This window comes from Caproicibacterium sp. BJN0003, assembly GCF_026314295.1.
In the GTDB taxonomy this organism is placed as follows: Bacteria; Bacillota; Clostridia; order Oscillospirales; family Acutalibacteraceae; genus Caproicibacterium.
The window spans coordinates 1,011,632-1,031,638 of record NZ_CP111108.1 but is presented as its reverse complement, the minus strand read 5'-3'; the positions used below and the strand labels follow the sequence as shown (position 1 = coordinate 1,031,638).

Genomic DNA, 20,007 nt, shown 5'->3' with positions numbered 1-20,007 from the left:
CGCTTGCAGTTTATTCTTCATCACTAACATCGGAACTTTCCCAGTTGTGCCATACGTTTTGAACGTCATCATTATCTTCCAGACTATCTAAGAGCTTCTGCATCTTCTGCTCCGCTTCTTCATCTGGAAGCTTTACATAAGTACTCGGAATCATTTCAATTTCCGCAGTTTCAAATTCATATCCCTTTGCAGAAAGATCATCTAAAATTCCAGAAAAATCTTCTGGCTCAGTATAAATTTCAAAGACATCTTCATCCGCCTGAAAATCGGAAGCTCCCGCCTCAAGTGCATCTTCCATAACGTGATCTTCATCGCGGTCTTCACGCTCAATAATGAGCAGTCCCTTTTTCTCAAATAAGAACGAAACACATCCGGTTGTTCCCAGATTTCCGCCAAATTTATCAAATGCGTGTCGGACATCGGCCGCCGTACGATTTCTATTATCTGTCAATGCTTCTACAATGACAGCAACGCCATTTGGTCCATATCCTTCATAATTAATGGTTTCAAATTGATGTTCGTTTCCTTCGCCAGCAGCTTTTTTAATGATACGCTCAATATTATCATTTGGGACATTGGCTGCTTTTGCCTTTGCGATACAATCTTTCAGCTTAGAATTGCTGTTGGGGTCTGGTCCGCCGCCCTCTTTTACTGCAACTGATAATTCACGTCCGATTTTAGTAAAGACTTTTGCCTTTGCGCCATCGGTTTTCTCTTTTTTGCGCTTAATATTATTCCATTTTGAATGGCCTGACATGTTCTTCGCAGCCTCCCGACTAATAATTTGAAATAGTTACGTTATATTATAACATAATCAAAATGTGATATCAACACTTTGTCTCTTCCTTGACTCATTTCTGTTATTTTTACATTTGTCTTTTAGATAAGATTTTGTTCATTTTATTTTATATTTTAGCATATTTGACTTTTTCACTCAAGGGGGTGTTCCTTTTTTTATTAGATACTTGACAGTTATTTCACAGTGGCATAGAATGATTCTGATTTGTTCCAAACGACTCTAATTAGATAAAAAATTATACATGAAAAAATGCTGAAAAAAACGCTTTTTCGATTTTAGAAAAAGAAAGGTAGTATTTATGAAAATTGGCCTCGATGTCGGCTCTACAACAATAAAATGCGTTGTTTTAGACGATCAAAATAAAATAATTTATCAATCCTACGAACGGCATTATTCCCAGATTACAGAAAAGATGACCGAGCTTCTTACAAAAGTAAGAGATACCATCTTAAAAGGAAGTCCAGCCCAACTCACCGTCTCCGGCTCTGCTGGAATGGGAATCTCACAAACCTGTAATCTTCCTTTCGTACAGGAGGTCTATGCCACCCGTATTGCCACTGGAAAGCTTCTTCCAAAGACCGACTGTATTATTGAACTCGGCGGAGAAGATGCAAAGATTCTGTTTCTGACCGGCGGCATGGAAATACGGATGAACGGTTCCTGTGCAGGAGGTACGGGTGCGTTTATTGACCAGATGGCAACCTTATTAAACATTTCCTTGGACGAGATGGATCAGCTCTCTGCTCAATATGAAAAAATTTATACAATCGCATCCCGCTGCGGCGTTTTCGCAAAAAGCGACATTCAGCCGCTGCTCAATCAAGGTGCGCGGAAAAGTGACCTTTGTGCCAGCATTTTTGCGGCTGTTGCCAACCAGACGATTGCCGGCCTTGCACAAGGGCGCCCGATTGCCGGAAATGTGCTTTACCTTGGAGGTCCGCTGACTTTTCTATCCGGATTACGGCGCGCTTTCGATACCGCGCTGAGAACAACCGGAACCTGTCCGGAAAACAGTCTATACTTTGTTGCGCTTGGCGCTGCTTACAGCAGTGAAATCGAAACAGACTTAGATACAGCACTCAAAAATATCAAGCAATACGGATCCAGTGGAAATTTCCGCAGTATTCCCCCTCTCTTTAAAGACAAAGAAGAATATCAGGAGTTTTTGGAACGTCACAATTCCTGCAAAGCGCCCAGAGGAGATCTTCTCACATATGACGGCCCTGCATTTTTAGGGGTTGATGCCGGTTCTACAACCATTAAAGCGGTGCTTCTCGGCAAAGACGGTGAAATTCTTGACAGCACCTACCAAAGTAATAGTGGAAATCCGGTTCCGGTCGTACGGGAATATCTGCTCTCTCTTTATCAAAAGAAGCCGGATTTAAAGATTGTCTCCAGCGCTGTAACCGGCTACGGCGAGGAGCTGCTCAAAAACGCTTTTGGACTCGACTACGGCATTGTAGAAACCATTGCACATTTTACAGCCGCCAAATGCTTTATGCCCGATGTTGACTTTGTCATTGATATCGGCGGTCAGGACATGAAATGCTTTAAAATTCGCCGTGGGGCAATTGATAATATCTTCTTAAATGAAGCCTGCTCTTCTGGCTGCGGTTCTTTCCTGCAAACCTTTGCCAATACTCTCGGTTATAAAATCGCTGATTTCGCAAAATTGGGCCTTTTTGCAAAACATCCTGTTGATTTGGGAAGCCGCTGCACGGTTTTCATGAACAGTCAGGTCAAACAAGCTCAAAAAGATGGCGCAACCACAGCGGATATTTCTGCCGGACTATCCGTAAGTGTTGTAAAAAATGCAATCTATAAAGTAATTCGTGCTGCCTCTGCTGAAGAGCTGGGCCGCAAAATCGTCGTTCAGGGAGGTACTTTCCTCAATGATGCCGTTTTAAGAGTCTTCGAAAACGAATTGGGCGTTGAAGTCGTCCGCCCTGATATTTCCGGACTAATGGGAGCCTATGGCGCTGCAATCTATGCAATCAAGAAGCAAAAAAAATCACCGCATCAAACTTCTTTGATTTCTCTCGCAGAACTAAACGATTTCAAACACGAAGTCAAAGTGACAAACTGTGGAATGTGCAGTAATCACTGCCGTTTGACCATCAATATCTTTGGCAATAACCGCCGCTTCATTGGCGGAAATCGCTGTGAGCGTCCGATAACCAAGAAAAGCGGGAGTGACGATTTAGATCTTTATGCTTATAAGCTTAAAAAGCTTCGCAGCTATGCACCAGTTCCCGGTCCACGCGGAAAAATTGGGATTCCGATGGGACTTAACTTTTACGAATTGCTGCCTTTCTGGCATGCTTTCTTTACCACGCTGGGATTCGAAGTTGTACTCTCTCCCCTTTCAAGCAGAGAACTATATATCCGTGGCCAAAGCACCATTCCCAGTGACACCGTCTGCTTCCCTGCAAAGCTGACCCACGGGCATGTTCTGAGTCTGCTTGATCAGGGAATTGATCATATCTTTTATCCCTGCATGAGTTATAATTTTGATGAAAAACTCGGCGACAACCATTATAATTGTCCTGTCGTCGCCTATTATCCGGAAGTCATTAATGCCAACACCGTCGCGCTTCAGGGAAAAACTTTTATCCATGACTATGTCGGAATTCATAGAAGACATGATTTCCCCAAAAAGATGCATAAAATCCTTGAAAAATATTATTCTGGAATTACTCTGCAGGAAGTCAAAAAAGCTTCTGATGCCGCCTACGACGCTTATAATGCTTATCTTTCCGATATTCGCGAAAAAGGAAACGAAATCATCAAAGAAGCGCGCAAAGAGAAAAAGCCGATCATTGTATTAAGTGGACGCCCCTATCACCTCGATCCCGAAATCAATCACGGAATCGATAAATTAATTATTTCTCTTGGAGCTGCCGTCATCAGCGAAGACGTCGTTAGCTGCCTAGTCAAGCGCTTTCATACCGGCGTTCTAAATCAGTGGACTTATCATGCCAGACTTTATGCTGCCGCTAAATACGTTAGCTCACAGAAAGATATGAATCTGGTTCAGTTGGTCTCCTTTGGCTGCGGCGTAGATGCCATCACAACGGATGAAGTCCGCAGCATTCTGGAAGCAAACGATAAGATTTATACGCAGATCAAAATTGACGAAATTACAAATTTGGGCGCCGTAAAAATTAGGCTTCGCAGCCTTTTTGCCGCCCTCGACCAGTGAGGCTTTATCATGGCAGAACTGAAATATACTGATACCGGACGTTTGCTCTTTACAAAAGAGATGAAAAAAGATTATACCCTTCTTTGTCCGATGATGCTTCCCATTCATTTTTCTCTTTTCATAGATGTTTTCCGCAACTGTGGATATAAGGTGGAATTGCTGCAAAATGACGGGCCTGCGATTGTCCAGGAAGGGCTCAAATACGTTCACAACGATACCTGTTACCCGGCACTTCTTGTAATCGGACAATTTATAGACGCTCTTCACTCTGGAAAATATGATCTCGATCACACCGCCCTGATCATTACTCAGACCGGCGGCGGCTGCCGTGCAAGCAATTATATTCACTTGCTGCGCAAAGCGCTTCATAAAGCTGGGATGGATCAGATCCCAGTCGTGAGCTTAAACCTTTCCCGTTTGGAATCCAATCCCGGTTTTTCCATTACTCTGAGTATGCTGCGAAAAGTAATCGCTGCCATCGCCTATGGAGATGCTCTGATGGCACTACGCAACCAAATCAAGCCTTACGAAACACATGTTGGTGACAGTGAGGCGCTCGTAAAAGATTGGGTCGACGAACTTTGTTCCCAGTTTAAACGTGGGAAAGGATTAGGCTTAAAAGCAGAAAAAGAAAATCTGCTGAAAATTGTTCATGATTTTGCTAAAATTCCAACCCAGGCGGTCCAAAAAATTCGGGTCGGTATCGTTGGAGAAATCTACGTAAAATATGCAGCCTTTGCAAATAACCATCTCGAGGATTTTCTCTTTGATCAAGGCTGCGAAGTAAATGTTCCGGGTCTTTTGAATTTTGCAATTTTTAAGGTTGATAACCGTTTGGAAGACATCAAACTTTATGGAGGAAATCCATTTAAATTTGGCGCGGTCAGCGTTTTATTTGATTATCTCACGAAAATGCAGAATATTTTGACAGAGGCTTTTCAAAGCGAGCCAAAATTTGAAGTGCCCACCCCATATGCTAAAGTAAAAGAATTAACAAACGGCGTGATTGGTTATGGGGATAAGATGGGCGAAGGGTGGCTCTTGACCGGCGAAATGCTGGAACTCTGCGAAACAGGCTATGAAAATATCGTCTGCGCGCAGCCTTTCGGCTGTCTTCCCAATCATATCTGCGGAAAAGGAATGATTCACCGAATCAAAACCCTGCGGCCAGAAAGCAACATTGTCCCGATCGATTACGATCCTAGTGCAACCATGGTCAATCAAGAAAACCGTATCAAGTTAATGCTGGCGGTCGCTCGTGAAAACCTGCAGAAAAAAGCAGTGCAATCTGACAAAAAAGATTAAAATTAAACAAAAGTCTCCTGCCATAGTTGCTTTTTTGCTAAATTTGTTGATAATAAAAGTAACTTCTAGAAAGGCAGGAGATTTTTTATGAAAAAATTCATTCAGGAGTTTAAAGAATTCTCTATGCGCGGCAACGTCATGGATATGGCTGTCGGCGTTGTAATGGGCACTGCTTTCAGTGCAATTGTCACTTCCCTTGTAAAAGACATCATTATGCCCCTCATTGGACTTTTAACCGGAGGCCTTGATTTTTCCAATCTTTCTGTCACCTTACTTGGAAAAGCCGTACTGACTTATGGTTCTTTTATTCAGAGTGTCTTTAACTTTTTGATGATTTCTCTTTCGATTTTCCTAATGGTGAAATTCGCAAACAAGGTTAGCAGTCTTCGTCAGAAACAAAATGAGCAAAAAGAAAAAGTTTTAGAACCTTCAAAAGAAGAACTGCTTTTAACCGAAATTCGTGATCTATTAAAAAGCCAATCAGAAAAATAAAAGATCCGGCTTTCTCTTTTGAGAAGGCCGGATCTTTTATTTACATGTTAGTTGACTCAGCGATCCCACTTTTCACAAAGTTTTATGAGTTCATTTGTAAACCGAGTCAAATCTTTATTGGCCCCTCCCTCATTATGCCGAATGACGTCTTCCAGGCGATGCTGAGCCGCCACCAACCGCGCATAAATAGGAGAAGGTTGTTTGCCGGAAAGTGCCACCTTTTTGGGATGCAGAACTTGCGCTTCCATTCCGTAATCCAATATACGATCCGAAAGCAAATCATAGCAGGCATTAAAATTTGGCGCATAGGCATCGAATCCATAATGCTTCAGTTCTTCCGTAAATCCTTCACAGCATTTCTGCTCTCCATGAACAACAAAGACCTTTTTAGGCGTCGGTTGATAAGCTTTAATCCAACGTAAAAGTCCAGTATGATCTGCATGTCCTGACAGCATCCGAAAATTAAAGATATGCGCTTTCACCGCAATCTGTTCACCAAATAGTTTTACAGAATCAATTCCGTCCAAAAGGATTCTTCCAAGGGTTCCGTTCGCCTGAAACCCAACAAAGATAATGGAACACTCCGGCCGCCAGAGATTGTGCTTTAAATGATGGCGAATTCTTCCTGCTTCACACATACCGCTCGAAGAAAGAATTACTTTTGGAACGCCGTCCGTATTGAGTGCTTTGGATTCCTCCACACTTTCTGTCATATTCAGGTTTGGAAAAGAAATCGGTTCAAAGCCCTGATCAATTAATTTGGCAGTCTCCTCATCTGCATAACCGTGGAGATCTCCGCTATATATTTTGGTGGCTTCAGTTGCAAGAGGAGAATCCACATAAACCGGAAAATTTGGATTTTTAGGCGTCAGATGACGTTCTTTGATCTCCCGTATCGCATAAAGCAGCTCCTGCGTACGTCCTACCGCAAAGGATGGAATCACTACATTCCCGTGATTTGACAGAGTATTATCAATAATATCGGCAAAAGCCTTGGTATAATCATCTATATGCTCATGTTCCCGATCTCCATAAGTGGATTCCATAATCACATAATCTGCTTCGGTAATGTAGGTTGGATTTTTAATAATTGGAATATTGATGTTCCCAATATCACCTGAAAATACAATCTTTTTTGTGATATTATTTTCCGTAGCCCAAACTTCAATGCTGGAACTGCCTAAAAGATGTCCTGCATCTACAAAACGAATTTTTACTCCTTCACAGAGATCAATCATCTCATCGTACGAATACGGAGTAAGATACTTTAGGGTATCTTCTGCATCCTTTACGGTATAAAGCGGCTCCACAGGGGCTTTACCTGCACGTTTTCCTTTACGGGATTCATATTCCGCATCCATTTCCTGAATATGCGCACTATCTCGCAGCATGATAGAAAGGAGCTCACACGTTTTCCCCGTTGCACAAATTTTCCCTTGAAAGCCCTGCTTAACCAAAAGCGGCAGTCGGCCTGAATGATCAATATGGGCATGGGTAACAAGAACATAATCTACTTTATTTGCAGCAAACGGCAATTTTGCATTATCTGTTACATCGGCTCCCTGCTGCAGTCCGCAGTCAATCAAAATGGTCTTGTCCCCCACTGTAAGGCAATGACAGCTGCCTGTTACCTCTTTATCAGCACCGTAAAAATTCAACTTCATCTTATTTATCACTCCTTATCATTCAAAATCGAGTTCTATCGGACAGTGATCGCTCCCCATGACTTCACTGAGAATTTCACTCTTCTGAACATGTGAAAAAAAGCGCTCAGACACTAAGAAATAATCAATGCGCCATCCTGCATTATGGTTTCGTGCATGGAATCGATAGCTCCACCAGCTATATGCACCGGTTTCTTCCGGATGAATTCGCCGAAATGTATCCACGAATCCACTCTCAAGAAGCTGCGTAAATTTTTCCCTCTCCTGATCTGAAAATCCCGCATGACCTTGATTTGTCTTTGGATTTTTTAGGTCGATTTCCTCATGCGCTACATTCATATCGCCGCAGACAATTACCGGCTTTTTTTGATCCAGCTTCATTAAATAAGTACGAAACGCATCTTCCCATTCCATTCTATAGGACAAGCGCTTTAATTCGTCTTGAGAATTCGGCGTATAAACAGTTACCAAATAATATTCCGGATATTCCAGGGTTATTGAACGCCCCTCCCCTATATGGTCAGGATCATCAATGTCCTGCTGAACGCTGATCGGCAAATTTTTCGTAAAAATTGCGGTACCGGAATATCCTTTTCTGAAGGCGGAATTCCAATAACGTGTATATCCAGGTAATTCGAAATCTGCTTGTTCCGGCTGCATCTTCGTCTCCTGCAAACAAATCGTATCTGCATTCGATTCTTTCAAAAATTCCAGAAATCCTTTTTGCAGGCAAGCGCGCAAACCATTTACATTCCAGGAAAGAAACTTCATTTAGCACCTCCACAAATTGCTTCCTTTTTGTTTTTAATTATATCATATTTTGTGTGAATCTACTATAATTTTTTTATTTTTGTTTTTAAGCAGAAAAATTAAAGCAAGTCAGCATAAATAAAAGTGACCCTTGCTGTAAAAGCAAGGGTCACTTAGAATCATAGATCCTGAAGATCAGCTTCGGGCATATCATTTTCAAGATTATCCCTTCCGAGATCGGTATCAATTACCGGATAAATATCTTTACGAATAGGACGGTCTGTTTTTCGGATTTCGTGTTCCTTTCGTACCACATGGGGTTCTTTATCTGGAATAGGGTCACCAAAAGTATGATCTGGTTGTCCATCAAATTTGCTCATAAAATCACCTCAAAACTAGAATGTACAAACCGATAAAATTTATCCGTTAACTTGTAAAAATGAAGAAATAGGAAAGTTCTTATTTATCTTGGAAAAATCCGAAAAATCAAAGTTAAAAACAACATTAAATCAAAAAAAACCGCCCCCGTTAAGGGACGGCTTTCAAAAGACTAAAATTTATCTTTTATTGCTAAAGCATTCACTGCAGTAAACAGGGCGATCGTCGCGCGGCTGGAAAGGAACCTTGCAAGGTCTTCCACAGGAAGCACAGACAGCATCATACATCTGGCGCTCTCCGCGTCCACCGTTTGAATTTTGTCTGCGTGCTTTGCGGCATTCAGGGCAACGCTGGGGCTCATTAGTAAAGCCTTTCTCAGCAAAAAACTCCTGCTCTCCAGCAGTAAAGGTGAAATTCTGACCGCAATCCTTGCAGACGAGGGTTTTGTCTTGATACATATAATACCTCTTAAATTATGATAGTTCACCGTTTGGTGACTTATTTAGTATATCCTCTAATTATCTAAAAGTCAATTAAAATAAAATAAATTATATGGAATTCCTTGAGAATTTTTTTTAAAATTGGAAAAAGTGGATTTTTACTTACTTTTTATGTGAAAGTGAATTATTTAAGTTTATATCATTCGTGAAAAAGGATTGCTTTTCTTGTGTGCAACACACAATTTTCTGAAGATTTCCATATAATTTGAATGGGTAAAATTTATTTAAAGGAGTCGACGACATTATGAATAGATGTTTTCACCCGACGAGTGAAACATTAAAAGATTATGGCCCTAATCCATATGTGATCAATATCGAAGCAGCTACTAAACAAAATAATAACTATCGTACTGCATTATGGACGGGCAATTATCTACAAACGACCTTAATGAGCATTCCAGTCAATGGAGACATCGGATTGGAAATGCACCCTGATACAGACCAGTTTCTGCGAATTGAGTGTGGCCGCGGAATCGCAAAAATGGGACGCAATAAAAATGATTTAAATTTTCAGAAAAATGTTTCTTCTGGATATGCAATATTTGTTCCGGCAGGCACCTGGCATAATTTAATTAACACCGGAAATGTTCCATTAAAATTATATTCCATTTATGCGCCACCACATCATCCGCATGGAACAGTGCACAAAACAAAAAAAGATGCGCTTGCTACAGAGAAATAAAATTTACAGCGTCCTCCGCTTTGGCGGTCGACGCTGTTTTTATATCCAATAAATCACGAAAGAATTTCTAAAAATATATTTCATGCAAAAATGTACCCTTTTTGGTTATGATAAGAGCAAAGATTATTTTATCTTTCATAATTTCGAAAGAAGGCGTAAAAGTGAAAAATATAGGAAATGTAGGCCGAGCGATACGGGCAGTCCTTGCTGTAACTCTGTTTAGTCTGTTCTTTTCACTTCCTAAAAATAAAAAATGGTTTAGTCTGTTCGGATTTATACCATTGGCCACTGCTATTTCCGGGGTATGTCCCCTGTATTCTTTCCTTCATATTTCCACAAGAAAATAATAAACAGCAATAAATTGGTTTCATTCTTTTGACGACTCTTGAGTCGTCATTTTTTATATTTCTTTATTTTAATCTACCTTATATCAACTTTCAATATTTTATTTGTTTCTTTTAAGAATAAATTCATATAATTTTGTTAAAAAAATGTATTTAATTACAATTTAGCTGTGCATATAATTGTGTTGGAGATGAAAATATGGGAAAAGATAAAAAATATATAAAGTTCAAAAAGAAATATAAGAAAAAATATAAAAAGAAAGAACAAAAAAGATTAAAATCACTAATAATATCTACCAATAATATTGTTGATAACTTAAATTTAATCTACGCCAAAATAGAGCAGCTAAAAGAAGAATTAAACAATGAAAAGAAATAACTTATAGGCAGTTACATGAAAAAGATACCACCAGCCATCCGAAAAAATGATAGTTGGTGGTACCTTTTTAATGCGTAAATTTTTTTGCTGCAGATATATAAGAGTGCTCGTTAGAACGAATTTCTTAGCAAAACAAGATTTTATTGTAAGGGAGAAAGGTCAGTACATTTTGCAGATTTTAGTTCATACACAATATCAGCCTGATGGGCCACCTCAGGTGAATGGGTAACGATAATAACGCATTTATTTTCTTCTCGAGCAAGGCGAAGAAAAATATTCATTACTGCATCCTGTGTTTCTCCGTCAAGATTTCCAGTAGGCTCATCAGCTAACAAAATATCTGGATTGTAAGATAGTGCTCGTGCAATGGCAACGCGCTGCTGTTCGCCACCGGAAAGCTTCAGTACTCGACGATTGGCCTTTACTTCGTCTAACTCCACTTTATCTAATAAATTCATCGCTACTTCACATCGGTCTTTGATCTTCATACCCGAGATATCCATAGACAATTCCACATTTTCTACAGCAGTCAGTTGCGGAAGAAGATTGAATCCCTGAAACACAACGCCTACATATTTGCTGCGATAATGATAACGGTCAATGGTGGTAATGTCTTTGTCCTGAAAAAGGATCGTGCCGCTCGTAGGCTTGGCCAACCCAGACAACAGAGACAGCAAAGTAGTTTTTCCAGCGCCAGACTTTCCCATAATAGCGTATACTTTTCCTTGTTCAAATGTATAGGTAATATCCTTAAGAATAGGATGTATTCCGTCGTAGGAATAGCTGAGATTTTTCAGCTCCAATATGCTCATAATAATCTCCTCCTTTATGTCCGGTTGGTAAGAATTTTCAACGGCTCATAGCGCAATATGAAAATTACGGCGACAAGGCTGGAAATCAAAGTGAGCAATACGCCGATTCCCAAAAGCTCTACAACAACGGTCATATCAGTAGCTGATTGTACACTGCTGATATAATTAGTAACCGATTTTCCAGTTTGTCCGGAAAAACCAGAAGGAGAAGCCATTGTCCCTTCGCCGGCTGTATTGGCAGAAGTGCCTCCCTGCCCATTTTCCATTTGTCTGCCGCGGCCAAAGTTTTGCTCTACACGACTTGACTGAGTCTGTTGGGAAGCAACCTGTGATGCCAACAGTGAATTGGTAACGGGAACCGAAATGGCTGCTCCTACAGCGGTTCCGATGATAATAGAAACCAAAGTCACTGTAAATAACTCGGTTACAAATTGTAGAGCTACCTTGCCTTTCTTCATACCAATGGCTGTCAGCACCCCAACCTCGTACTTGCGTTCATGGATATTAAAAATATTAAGTACAATCAGAACAACTCCGCCAACCAGTAGCACGATCAAAAGAAAAATGCCAGCAAATTTGCTGAGGTTTTTCAGCGGTACCAGACTCTGTTCATAATTGTTTAGATCGGTTGAGGAAACCGAATAGTCATCTGATAATCCCATATCTTTTACTTCGTTTTGAAAAGATTCATAGGCTGACACATCGTTAAATACATAGGTGCCAGAGGTTTTAGTACGTAATGCAGTGGTAGAAGTAACTCCAGTATCCTGGTTTGTAGAGGTTTTCGCCGCTGATGTTGATTGAGCAACAATATTATTCATAGTTCCGGTGCTAATAATAATCAAATTCGCCGGATCGCTGGAAGTAGAAAATTGCATCATAGTGTTGGTAGATTCCGTATTACTGTTGTGATAGATACCTATGATAGTAAATGTATAGGTTTCCCCGTCGTTGTTTGGATTGGTAATCGTGATGGTATTCCCTACAGATAAATTATTGAGGGATGCTAATTCATCTGAAATTAAACAAGTATTGTCCGCAGCTGTCAAATCAATCATGGAGCCATCCGTAATAGAACTATTATTCTCTTGAAAGTTTGTCATCGCGCTTTCGCTGCTGTATGCGGTAAGGGAAAAGTTCCCCTGTGTACCCATCCCCTCCGGGATATTCCCACTCATTCCTTTTCCTTCGCGGATACTCTGACGATCTTCTGTTGAGGCGGATGCGGAGGAATCACTTGAATTTTTGGAAGATGAAGTATCCACGGGTTCAAAAGAATTGTTGTTTGCGTTGACTGTGCTGGAAATGGTGTAATAGAAACTTGAGACGGATGGTGCGGACGCATAAGTCTTTAGCTCATCGAGCGTCGGTCCTTGAAGTGATGACAGCTTCGAGCGAATATCTTCACTCGAAGTGCTACCAGAAGATGTGGCGCTTTGGGTATTCTGGAATAAGGACTCACGGTTAACAGAAATTTGCCCGGTGATTTTTAAATTATCCAAACTTTGGGATTCTACTTTAGATGCTGCTTGTCGAATCGACAAAGCCACACAGCTGGAAATAGCAATCACGAACACAATAATTCCAACTAAAATATTGCGGCCTTTAGAGCGTGCAATGTTCCGCAGCGCATTGCGAACAATATACATATTTTCATCTCGCCTTTCAGGCGCGGACAAATATCATTCATCCGCATTTTTTATTTGAAAATAGTGTACGGTTGCTTTGTGGTGCTCTCGTGAGAAAGTTATGAACTTTAGGTGAACCTAAGCAAACGACATTTGTGCTCTTGATATCTAAAAAGGACAGAAAAAACAAAACGCCGCAATAAATATTGTAATCTAAAAATTTTTACTGGCATTTTTGATAGAATAGCTTTAAAATATTCAAAATTTAATGTTTGAATCCCTATAAAATGGTATCAGAAAAACCGCATCAAAAATCCTGTATTGGCTTTTTGATGCGGTTTTTGGCTCTTAAAGTCCGTGTTGTTTTTCAATTTCAATAAAGATATAGGTCTCAGAGTAGGCATAAAATAATACACATAAACTGCTTGCAGGCTAATCTACTCTCTTGATAAAATTTTGGTTGCATGCTAATATGAAGTCAGCTTCACATGAAGCATGCTTCATATAAGTGAAAGGAAGTTCCACATGAAAACACGAGTAAAAGAACTTCGCACTTCAGCCGAGTTAACCCAACAGCAGTTAGCTAGCTTGGTCCATGTTTCTTCACGCACCATTATTTCTATTGAAACAGGAAAGTATAGTCCTTCCCTTCTGTTGGCATATCGGATAGCGCAAATCTTTGGGGTCACCGTAGAAGATTTATGCTGTTTAAAAGAAAATAAGGAGTTCGAAGATAAACAATATGAAAATTTATAACAAAAAATCTTTCATTTCAGGAATAACTTCATTTCTTTTAAGCTTAGCACTGTTATTGTGCTGTATTTTTAAAACATTTGATATTAAGTCAATTTTATTAATGATCGCATTGTTTCTCTTCGGAATGGATGAAATACGGAGAAGTACATCGTATCAAATGTCAAAGCAAGATAAGGTTGATGATCTGGATGAAAGGAATCATTTGATTCGATTGAAGTCGAAAAGCAATGCATTTAATGTTACACAGATAGTCTGTTTTATCTTGATGATTGCTTTTATGTTTCTGGGTACTATCGCAAAAGAACCATTTCTTACTTACGCTGGAGTTGGTCTGAACTTTGGTTTCAACATTTCGATGATAACTGAGATTATCTCTAGTATTTATTATGAAAAGCACACTTAAAGGAGGACAAATTTTATGTCTGAAAAAAGAGATCTGCCGAAAATAAAAAGTCAAAGTAACTTTGTGTATGGCTGTATAAGTACCATTCTTGCCATTGTTTGTTTGGTGGGATTGTTCATAAAATTCGAGTGGCGCTTTCTGATTGCTGGAGTTTTTCTAATTGTCGTGACCACAATAAACTATTCCCTTGCCTTTTCACGAAAAGGAGCTTTGGAACATCTTGCAGACAGCACTGACGAACGGGATATCTACATAACGATGAAAAGCAGTCGATTGACACTAAAATTATTGAATTACATTCTATGCGCAGGTTGTTTTATCTGCTTAGCTTTGTATGGAGTATTTAAAACACAGATTTTTCTTATCGTTTCACTAACTTTATGTGTTGTGCTTTGTATATTATTTATTGTTGCGCTGCTTGTTAATATTCATTACGAAAAACATAGCTAAAACATCATTGTTATTAGATCAAAGATCGAATCCATAACAAAAAAGAAAGTTTTCCCGGTGGACTTATTTCTCATTTATAACATAATGCAAAATATATTTAGACTCACGTATTTTTAATTTTTATCATTATTGTGCGTGTTTCTTCATGAAAGAATGATATAAGAAAAACCGCATCAAAAAGCCTTATATTGGCTTTCCAATGCGGTTTTTCGGCTCTTAAAATCTGGTCGAGGTGACTGGATTCGAACCAGCGGCCTCTACGTCCCGAACGTAGCGCTCTACCAAGCTGAGCCACACCTCGAAAAAGATAGCCCCAAAAACTCTGGGGCTCTTTGGCTGCGGAAGAAGGATTCGAACCCTCACAAACAGAGTCAGAGTCTGTCGTGCTACCTTTACACAATTCCGCAATATTTACTGGAAACAGCGATATTTATTATACCAAATACTAGAAGAATGTCAAGAGGTTTCTCGATATTTTTTGCGTTTTTATTACAATTACACTGATTCTATTTTAAAATCAACAAACAAAAAAGGCTTGCTAACGATGTTTAGCAAGCCTTTTTATGATCAATCGGATTCTTTTGAATCTGCTACTTTTCCTAAAGGACAAACTTCAAACAAACGATCAAAATAACCACCATCATGTAAAGATAAAAATTGATCTCCGGCGACAATAATATGATCCGCCAAAGTTACTTCCACTGTACGGAGCGCATCACGCACCGCCTCCGTTACCTGCAAATCCTCTTTTGAGGGCAAAATTGCTCCGCTGGGATGATTATGCGCAAGAATTGCAAACACCGCATCATACTGCACAGCCATTTTTACAAGAGGTTTCATATAAATTGCCGATGCAGTTACGCTGCCTTTTGTCAAAATTCCACACCAGCGCATTCGTTGATTACTGTCTAGCAGCATCATCTGCACGCATTCTTCCTTCATGCCCTGAAAACGATTTAAGAAAAGGCGCCCGGCTTCCGCATAATTATAAATTCTAGGTGCCTTGGAAGCACTAATCTGATAACAACGATAAAAATCGGGAAGTTGTTTAAAGAAAGTAATCGCTACTTCTCCGATTCCTTTTACCTTACGCAGTTCCTGCTCCGGAGCATCTAACACGCCGGAAAGAGAACCGAAACGTTCCAAAAGGCGATGAGAAAGTGCATTGGTATCGCTGCAGCGCTCACAATAAAAGAGCATCATTTCCAATACTTCATGCTCTGCGAAACCTTCAATGCCTTCTTTACGATACCGCTCCCGCATTCGTTCCCGATGGCCTGCATGAGGGTTCTTAGGAGATGTTTTCCCTGTCATTTCATTTTCCGGCTGCCCGGTTTAACAGGTTCACCGGCTCCCTCCTTACAAAGCGGACAATCTTCCGGCGCCCAGTTTGGCAAATCCAACTGCAAAGCACTGGCAACAACCGGCAATGGAGAAGTACCCTTACTACGATCCACCACACAGGCAATTCCCAAAACAATCCCACCATGATCTTCAATAATTTTCGCCGTCTCCAAACTGGATTTTCCGGTCGTTACAACATCTTCCATGATGAGGCAGCGTTCTCCTTCATGAATTTCAAAGCCGCGACGCAGCGTCATGATATTATCGACACGCTCGGTAAAAATGGCACATTTTCCGATTTGACATCCAATTTCATACGCATAGACAATTCCACCCATGGCAGGTCCGACTACGACATCCACATTCATCTTTTTGAGCTTCTCTGCAACGGGCGCCAAAACTTCAGCTGCTTTTGCCGGATATTGCTGCAGTTTTGCCATCTGGCAGTACGCATTCGAATGTCTACCGGAAGATAAGAGAAAATGTCCCTCTAGAAAGGCGCCGGTCTCTTTTAATATCTCTGTGATCTGTGCCTCTGTAATCATACGCTTATACGCTCCTTTATTCGATTTCTGTTTCTGATTTTTCATTATATCCTACTTTCTCCCTTTTGAAAAGTTTTTTCCTCATTTTATCCTTTTTCTTATTTTTCTCATGTGGTATGATAAAAGAGTATTTTTACAAAAATATTTCTGTCGATCAATATCGAGGAGGAAATTCATGAAAAGCGTCACCATTCAGAAAAACGATGCAGAACAACGGCTAGACAAATTTTTGACCAAAACTTATCCAAATCTGCCGCAGTCCATGCTTTATAAAAGTATTCGAAAAAAGGATATCAAACTCAATCGAAAGCGATGTGAAATCAGCACCCGTCTAAAAGAAGGAGATGTGCTGGAAATGTATCTGAAAGATGAATTTTTCCAGCAATCAGAACAGCCTTTTGATTTTTTGAAAGCTCCAGATAAACTAAAGATTCTTTATGAAGACCAAAATCTAATGCTGCTCGATAAAAAGCCAGGTCTGATCGTACACCCAGACGAACATTATCATTTTGATTCTCTGATCGCCCGCGTACAGCATCATCTCTATGCTACCGGCGAATATGACCCAAGAGGAGAAAACTCCTTCGCGCCCGCTTTAATTAATCGAATCGACCGAAATACCGGCGGCATCGTAATGGCTGCTAAAAATTCAGAATCACTGCGTATCATGAATCAAAAAGTAAAAGATCGGGAATTGACGAAACTATATTTATGCCTTGTTTATGGCCATATGAAGAAAAAAGAGGATACCCTGGAAGGATATCTGCAAAAGAACGAATCTCAGAATCGCGTCTACATCAGCAATAAGCCGCTCCCAGAAGGGAAAATGATTCGTACCCGCTACCGAGTGCTGGACGAAGCCCCGGATGTTTCACTTTTGGAAGTGGAACTTCTAACCGGCCGTACCCATCAAATTCGTGCTCACCTTGCAAGCATTGGTCATCCATTGATTGGAGATGGAAAATACGGCACCAACACAATCAACAAACGGTTTGGACTTCCCTATCAGGCTCTTTATTCTTATAAACTCCGATTCGATTTTTCAACAGATGCCAGCATTCTGAATTCTCTAAATGGACAAGAATTTACAGCTTCGGAAATTTGGTTTCTTCAAGACTTTGAACACTGGAAAAAAGGAAAGAAACTCTAAGAAAACAATCAAAAAGGGCTGATTTAAAATCAGCCCTTTTTATTGTTTTCACGTTTTTAACGATTAAAAGCCAAATGGCTCCGTTTTAGCGCCGAACGAATCGCCTCAAAAAGCGGAATCGCTACAACATCGGCAATCGCTGCATTTACAAGTGTTACCGCTACTTTTACACCCATAATATACTTAATTGCATCTTCCGGATTTCCAAGCAGAATTGCTTCCAGCCAACCATGCCCTAAATACAACAGGCACTGCGCAAGAGATCCAACGATCGCTGCCGGAATAATTCGTTTTAAAGTCGGCTTCTGATCTCCATGAACCCCCCAGGTAATTAGTCCTGTAATAAACGCCATCAAAAATTTCAATGCAAACGTAACCAAACTGGAATCCGCCCAACCGGTGAGCAAATCATAAAAGAATCCACCGATTCCTGCCGCAAATCCTCCATAAACCGGTCCAAGGACAAGGCCTGCCAAAACACAAAAGACATTTCCGAAACCGACCTGTGCTTTCGTACCCATCAAAGGAAATTTAATGCTGAGGAAAAACCCAGCCAAAACAACCGCCGCAAGCAATCCCGTAAATGCAAGATTACTGGTCATGTCTTTTCCTGTAATATTATACTGAAGATTTCTCAAGGAGATGGAAGCAATCAGCAAAAATACTGCTATCAGCCCTAACGGCAGTGCCAGCCAAAGCTGCATCATACTCCCCGCAACAGCTGCTCCAATCGCAAATAGAGCTGCCATTACATAACCAATTAAAGTCTTCTTTTGTGTTTGTGCATGTTGTTCCATGTTGTTCTCCCTCATTTCCTGTTTTGGTCCTTTACTTCTTCTTACTAGAATGGTACTATTATATTCGGCGACTGTGCTTTTAGAAAGCTACAATTATTAAAAATTTAATATGCACAGTTTGTAGGTGAAAAAATGTTTTATGACAATATGAAATTAAAGCGCAACGGAAAAGTTCCGCTATATCAGCAATTATATGATCAAATTAAGCAGGCAACGGCTAACGGAGCACTTCGTCCGGGACAAAAGCTCCCCTCTATCCGCGTTTTGTGTGAGGATCTCTCTCTGAGCCGTACTACGGTCGAAGCTGCTTATCAGCAGCTCTGTGTAGAAGGTTATCTCAAAGCAAAACCGCAAAGCGGCTATTATGTATTGGCGGCAGGCGGGCAAAGACCTGTAAAACCGCCTATCCTTTCTGATACTTCCTCTGCCCCTTTCTATCGTTACAATTTTGGTGCAGAATCAGTGGACAGTGACTGTGCCGATCTTAAAGCTTGGCGCAAGCATATTCGGGACTATCTGAACCGCCATGAAGTTTTGGTCCGTTACGGTGAGCATCAGGGAGAATTACCGCTGCGGCAAGCTCTGCGAGACTATACCTATGAAGCGCGCGGTGTGATCTGTAATACCGAACAAATCGTGATTGGTGCCGGTACACAGCCGCTTTTATATCTGCTCTGCGGACTTCTACAGGGAAAAGTTGGCGCCGTCTCCATGGAGTCTCCTGGCTTTTTACAGGCTGAACAAGTCTTTTCAGATTGTGGAATTGGTGTCATCAAACTTTCTGCAGATAAAAACGGCCCGAAAATTTCTGACCTTTATGAGAGCAGTGTTCGTCTATTATATGTAACCCCCTCCAGCCGTCCGCAATCTGGGCAACCAATTCCCCTTTTGCGTCGGCAGGAACTTCTTCAATGGGCAAAAGAGACCGATGGCTTAATTATCGAAGACGACTATAACGGAGAACTTCGCTACCGTGCCCGCCCGATCAGTGCAATGCAGGGAATGGGAAACGGCGGCAAAGTCATCTATCTCGGTTCTTTTTCAAAGCTTCTGCTTCCAAGTGTCCGAATTAGTTACATGGTACTTCCTTCCGCGCTGCTGCCCACCTACCTGGAACGAGTTGGGCATTATAATCAAACTGCTTCCCGTATTGAGCAGCTTGCTCTTTCCGATTATATTAAAAGCGGCCAGATGCAGCGTCATCTGCGGCGGCTAAGAAAAGTTTATGCACAAAAGAGTGAACTTTTACAGCAATCTTTAAAAACACAGTTTGGAGATTTTGCTGACATTTCATTACAGGAGATTCCACTCTATGCAGTGATCCGACTTAAAAACGCCCCTTCTGTTCCGCGCCTTGTAGAACTTGCGGCAGCCGAAAGCGTCCGGGTTCTTCCCGGGCAAAGCGGAACGATCCTTCTGAGTTTTGCAGGAATTCCACAAGAAGAAATTGTTCCTGCCGTAAAAGCATTAGGACGCGCATGGAACAAAATTTTGTATAAATAATCAAACGTTTTTCTTTTTAATGGATAGAAACAGCCAAAAAGAAGCTCCTTTTCCTCTTGTTATCCCGAAAAAGCCTTGATTGAAGATTTTTTTCATAGTATAATAAGTATCTATGAAATATTTT

Annotated in this window: 20 protein-coding genes and 2 tRNA genes; 10 read left to right on the top strand and 12 right to left on the bottom strand. The window is 40.7% G+C overall.

Annotation, left to right across the window (positions count from 1 at the left end; translation table 11 throughout):
- Positions 1–10: 10 nt before the first annotated feature.
- Positions 11–757 carry a YebC/PmpR family DNA-binding transcriptional regulator gene (locus OP489_RS05155; protein ID WP_266163264.1) on the bottom strand — a complete coding sequence of 249 codons (747 nt, stop codon included), beginning with the start codon at positions 755–757 and terminating at the stop codon, positions 11–13.
- A 340-nt stretch (positions 758–1,097) separates the two neighbouring features.
- On the opposite strand from OP489_RS05155, the gene OP489_RS05150 reads away from it, so the two are divergent.
- The 3 genes from OP489_RS05150 to mscL all read left to right on the top strand — a co-directional run bounded on the left by OP489_RS05150 (position 1,098) and on the right by mscL (position 5,798).
- The gene (locus OP489_RS05150; protein ID WP_323135425.1) at positions 1,098–4,001 is read left to right on the top strand and encodes an acyl-CoA dehydratase activase-related protein; all 2,904 of its coding nucleotides are present in this window, start codon (positions 1,098–1,100) and stop codon (positions 3,999–4,001) included.
- Between the two features lie 9 nt (positions 4,002–4,010).
- Positions 4,011–5,306, top strand: a complete 1,296-nt coding sequence (locus tag OP489_RS05145; protein ID WP_323135424.1) for a 2-hydroxyglutaryl-CoA dehydratase — start codon at positions 4,011–4,013, stop codon at positions 5,304–5,306.
- 87 nt (positions 5,307–5,393) lie between these two features.
- On the top strand, positions 5,394–5,798 hold the full coding sequence (gene mscL, locus OP489_RS05140) for a large-conductance mechanosensitive channel protein MscL (protein WP_266163263.1): 405 nt from the start codon (positions 5,394–5,396) through the stop codon (positions 5,796–5,798).
- Positions 5,799–5,854: 56 nt separating this feature from the next.
- Here the strand turns inward: mscL and OP489_RS05135 are convergent, their stop codons facing one another.
- The 4 genes from OP489_RS05135 to OP489_RS05120 all read right to left on the bottom strand — a co-directional run bounded on the left by OP489_RS05135 (position 5,855) and on the right by OP489_RS05120 (position 9,048).
- Positions 5,855–7,462 carry an MBL fold metallo-hydrolase RNA specificity domain-containing protein gene (locus tag OP489_RS05135; protein WP_266163262.1) on the bottom strand — a complete coding sequence of 536 codons (1,608 nt, stop codon included), beginning with the start codon at positions 7,460–7,462 and terminating at the stop codon, positions 5,855–5,857.
- Between the two features lie 18 nt (positions 7,463–7,480).
- Entirely contained in the window at positions 7,481–8,233 is a 753-nt protein-coding gene (locus OP489_RS05130) for an exodeoxyribonuclease III (RefSeq protein ID WP_266163261.1), read from the bottom strand.
- 158 nt (positions 8,234–8,391) lie between these two features.
- Positions 8,392–8,592 (bottom strand): hypothetical protein, encoded by a 201-nt coding sequence (locus OP489_RS05125; RefSeq protein WP_266163260.1) that lies wholly within the window; start codon positions 8,590–8,592, stop codon positions 8,392–8,394.
- Between the two features lie 177 nt (positions 8,593–8,769).
- Positions 8,770–9,048 (bottom strand): zinc-ribbon domain containing protein, encoded by a 279-nt coding sequence (locus OP489_RS05120; protein WP_180340902.1) that lies wholly within the window; start codon positions 9,046–9,048, stop codon positions 8,770–8,772.
- A gap of 286 nt (positions 9,049–9,334) precedes the next feature.
- On the opposite strand from OP489_RS05120, the gene OP489_RS05115 reads away from it, so the two are divergent.
- The 3 genes from OP489_RS05115 to OP489_RS05110 all read left to right on the top strand — a co-directional run bounded on the left by OP489_RS05115 (position 9,335) and on the right by OP489_RS05110 (position 10,495).
- On the top strand, positions 9,335–9,772 hold the full coding sequence (locus tag OP489_RS05115; protein ID WP_266163259.1) for a cupin domain-containing protein: 438 nt from the start codon (positions 9,335–9,337) through the stop codon (positions 9,770–9,772).
- Between the two features lie 107 nt (positions 9,773–9,879).
- The gene (locus OP489_RS12335) at positions 9,880–10,119 is read left to right on the top strand and encodes a DUF2892 domain-containing protein (RefSeq protein WP_416232471.1); all 240 of its coding nucleotides are present in this window, start codon (positions 9,880–9,882) and stop codon (positions 10,117–10,119) included.
- 196 nt (positions 10,120–10,315) lie between these two features.
- Positions 10,316–10,495, top strand: a complete 180-nt coding sequence (locus tag OP489_RS05110; RefSeq protein ID WP_266163258.1) for a hypothetical protein — start codon at positions 10,316–10,318, stop codon at positions 10,493–10,495.
- A gap of 140 nt (positions 10,496–10,635) precedes the next feature.
- On the opposite strand, the gene OP489_RS05105 is transcribed toward OP489_RS05110, so the two are convergent.
- Together OP489_RS05105 and OP489_RS05100 are read right to left on the bottom strand one after the other, a co-directional pair.
- A complete protein-coding gene (locus OP489_RS05105) occupies positions 10,636–11,307 on the bottom strand; it encodes an ABC transporter ATP-binding protein (RefSeq protein ID WP_266163257.1) in 672 nt (223 codons plus the stop codon).
- A 14-nt stretch (positions 11,308–11,321) separates the two neighbouring features.
- The gene (locus OP489_RS05100) at positions 11,322–12,956 is read right to left on the bottom strand and encodes an ABC transporter permease (RefSeq protein ID WP_266163256.1); all 1,635 of its coding nucleotides are present in this window, start codon (positions 12,954–12,956) and stop codon (positions 11,322–11,324) included.
- Between the two features lie 504 nt (positions 12,957–13,460).
- Between OP489_RS05100 and OP489_RS05095 the strand changes: the two genes are divergently transcribed.
- Positions 13,461–13,691, top strand: a complete 231-nt coding sequence (locus OP489_RS05095) for a helix-turn-helix transcriptional regulator (protein WP_266163255.1) — start codon at positions 13,461–13,463, stop codon at positions 13,689–13,691.
- Between the two features lie 418 nt (positions 13,692–14,109).
- Positions 14,110–14,544 (top strand): DUF2178 domain-containing protein, encoded by a 435-nt coding sequence (locus tag OP489_RS05090; protein ID WP_266163254.1) that lies wholly within the window; start codon positions 14,110–14,112, stop codon positions 14,542–14,544.
- Between the two features lie 224 nt (positions 14,545–14,768).
- Here the strand turns inward: OP489_RS05090 and OP489_RS05085 are convergent.
- The 4 genes from OP489_RS05085 to pyrE all read right to left on the bottom strand — a co-directional run bounded on the left by OP489_RS05085 (position 14,769) and on the right by pyrE (position 16,433).
- Positions 14,769–14,845: transfer RNA gene (locus tag OP489_RS05085), tRNA-Pro, on the bottom strand.
- Positions 14,846–14,877: 32 nt separating this feature from the next.
- Positions 14,878–14,951: transfer RNA gene (locus OP489_RS05080), tRNA-Gln, on the bottom strand.
- A gap of 160 nt (positions 14,952–15,111) precedes the next feature.
- Entirely contained in the window at positions 15,112–15,858 is a 747-nt protein-coding gene (locus OP489_RS05075) for a JAB domain-containing protein (protein WP_266163252.1), read from the bottom strand.
- Entirely contained in the window at positions 15,855–16,433 is a 579-nt protein-coding gene (gene pyrE / locus OP489_RS05070; protein ID WP_266163477.1) for an orotate phosphoribosyltransferase, read from the bottom strand. Before pyrE ends, OP489_RS05075 begins: the two co-directional genes overlap by 4 nt.
- Before the next feature lie 175 nt (positions 16,434–16,608).
- Here pyrE and OP489_RS05065 point away from each other — a divergent pair, with 175 nt between their 5' ends.
- Positions 16,609–17,583 carry an RluA family pseudouridine synthase gene (locus tag OP489_RS05065; RefSeq protein WP_266163251.1) on the top strand — a complete coding sequence of 325 codons (975 nt, stop codon included), beginning with the start codon at positions 16,609–16,611 and terminating at the stop codon, positions 17,581–17,583.
- Positions 17,584–17,639: 56 nt separating this feature from the next.
- Here OP489_RS05065 and OP489_RS05060 read toward each other — a convergent pair whose 3' ends face one another.
- Positions 17,640–18,380, bottom strand: a complete 741-nt coding sequence (locus tag OP489_RS05060; RefSeq protein ID WP_266163250.1) for an ECF transporter S component — start codon at positions 18,378–18,380, stop codon at positions 17,640–17,642.
- A gap of 132 nt (positions 18,381–18,512) precedes the next feature.
- Between OP489_RS05060 and OP489_RS05055 the strand changes: the two genes are divergently transcribed.
- Complete coding sequence (locus tag OP489_RS05055; protein WP_266163249.1) at positions 18,513–19,883, top strand: PLP-dependent aminotransferase family protein; 1,371 nt, start codon at positions 18,513–18,515, stop codon at positions 19,881–19,883.
- Positions 19,884–20,007 lie beyond the last annotated feature (124 nt).

What these genes read in the sequence shown, in the direction of transcription:
- OP489_RS05110 (WP_266163258.1), top strand. Translation starts at nt 10,316, where the DNA reads ATGGGAAAAGATAAAAAATATATAAAGTTCAAAAAGAAATATAAGAAA.
- OP489_RS05055 (WP_266163249.1), top strand. Translation starts at nt 18,513, where the DNA reads ATGTTTTATGACAATATGAAATTAAAGCGCAACGGAAAAGTTCCGCTA.
- OP489_RS05155 (WP_266163264.1), bottom strand. Translation starts at nt 757, where the DNA reads ATGTCAGGCCATTCAAAATGGAATAATATTAAGCGCAAAAAAGAGAAA.
- OP489_RS05075 (WP_266163252.1), bottom strand. Translation starts at nt 15,858, where the DNA reads ATGACAGGGAAAACATCTCCTAAGAACCCTCATGCAGGCCATCGGGAA.
- OP489_RS05115 (WP_266163259.1), top strand. Translation starts at nt 9,335, where the DNA reads ATGAATAGATGTTTTCACCCGACGAGTGAAACATTAAAAGATTATGGC.
- OP489_RS12335 (WP_416232471.1), top strand. Translation starts at nt 9,880, where the DNA reads ATGATAAGAGCAAAGATTATTTTATCTTTCATAATTTCGAAAGAAGGC.
- OP489_RS05125 (WP_266163260.1), bottom strand. Translation starts at nt 8,592, where the DNA reads ATGAGCAAATTTGATGGACAACCAGATCATACTTTTGGTGACCCTATT.
- OP489_RS05145 (WP_323135424.1), top strand. Translation starts at nt 4,011, where the DNA reads ATGGCAGAACTGAAATATACTGATACCGGACGTTTGCTCTTTACAAAA.
- OP489_RS05105 (WP_266163257.1), bottom strand. Translation starts at nt 11,307, where the DNA reads ATGAGCATATTGGAGCTGAAAAATCTCAGCTATTCCTACGACGGAATA.
- OP489_RS05100 (WP_266163256.1), bottom strand. Translation starts at nt 12,956, where the DNA reads ATGTATATTGTTCGCAATGCGCTGCGGAACATTGCACGCTCTAAAGGC.
- OP489_RS05095 (WP_266163255.1), top strand. Translation starts at nt 13,461, where the DNA reads ATGAAAACACGAGTAAAAGAACTTCGCACTTCAGCCGAGTTAACCCAA.
- pyrE (WP_266163477.1), bottom strand. Translation starts at nt 16,433, where the DNA reads ATGATTACAGAGGCACAGATCACAGAGATATTAAAAGAGACCGGCGCC.
- OP489_RS05150 (WP_323135425.1), top strand. Translation starts at nt 1,098, where the DNA reads ATGAAAATTGGCCTCGATGTCGGCTCTACAACAATAAAATGCGTTGTT.
- OP489_RS05120 (WP_180340902.1), bottom strand. Translation starts at nt 9,048, where the DNA reads ATGTATCAAGACAAAACCCTCGTCTGCAAGGATTGCGGTCAGAATTTC.
- OP489_RS05130 (WP_266163261.1), bottom strand. Translation starts at nt 8,233, where the DNA reads ATGAAGTTTCTTTCCTGGAATGTAAATGGTTTGCGCGCTTGCCTGCAA.
- OP489_RS05090 (WP_266163254.1), top strand. Translation starts at nt 14,110, where the DNA reads ATGTCTGAAAAAAGAGATCTGCCGAAAATAAAAAGTCAAAGTAACTTT.
- OP489_RS05065 (WP_266163251.1), top strand. Translation starts at nt 16,609, where the DNA reads ATGAAAAGCGTCACCATTCAGAAAAACGATGCAGAACAACGGCTAGAC.
- OP489_RS05060 (WP_266163250.1), bottom strand. Translation starts at nt 18,380, where the DNA reads ATGGAACAACATGCACAAACACAAAAGAAGACTTTAATTGGTTATGTA.
- OP489_RS05135 (WP_266163262.1), bottom strand. Translation starts at nt 7,462, where the DNA reads ATGAAGTTGAATTTTTACGGTGCTGATAAAGAGGTAACAGGCAGCTGT.
- mscL (WP_266163263.1), top strand. Translation starts at nt 5,394, where the DNA reads ATGAAAAAATTCATTCAGGAGTTTAAAGAATTCTCTATGCGCGGCAAC.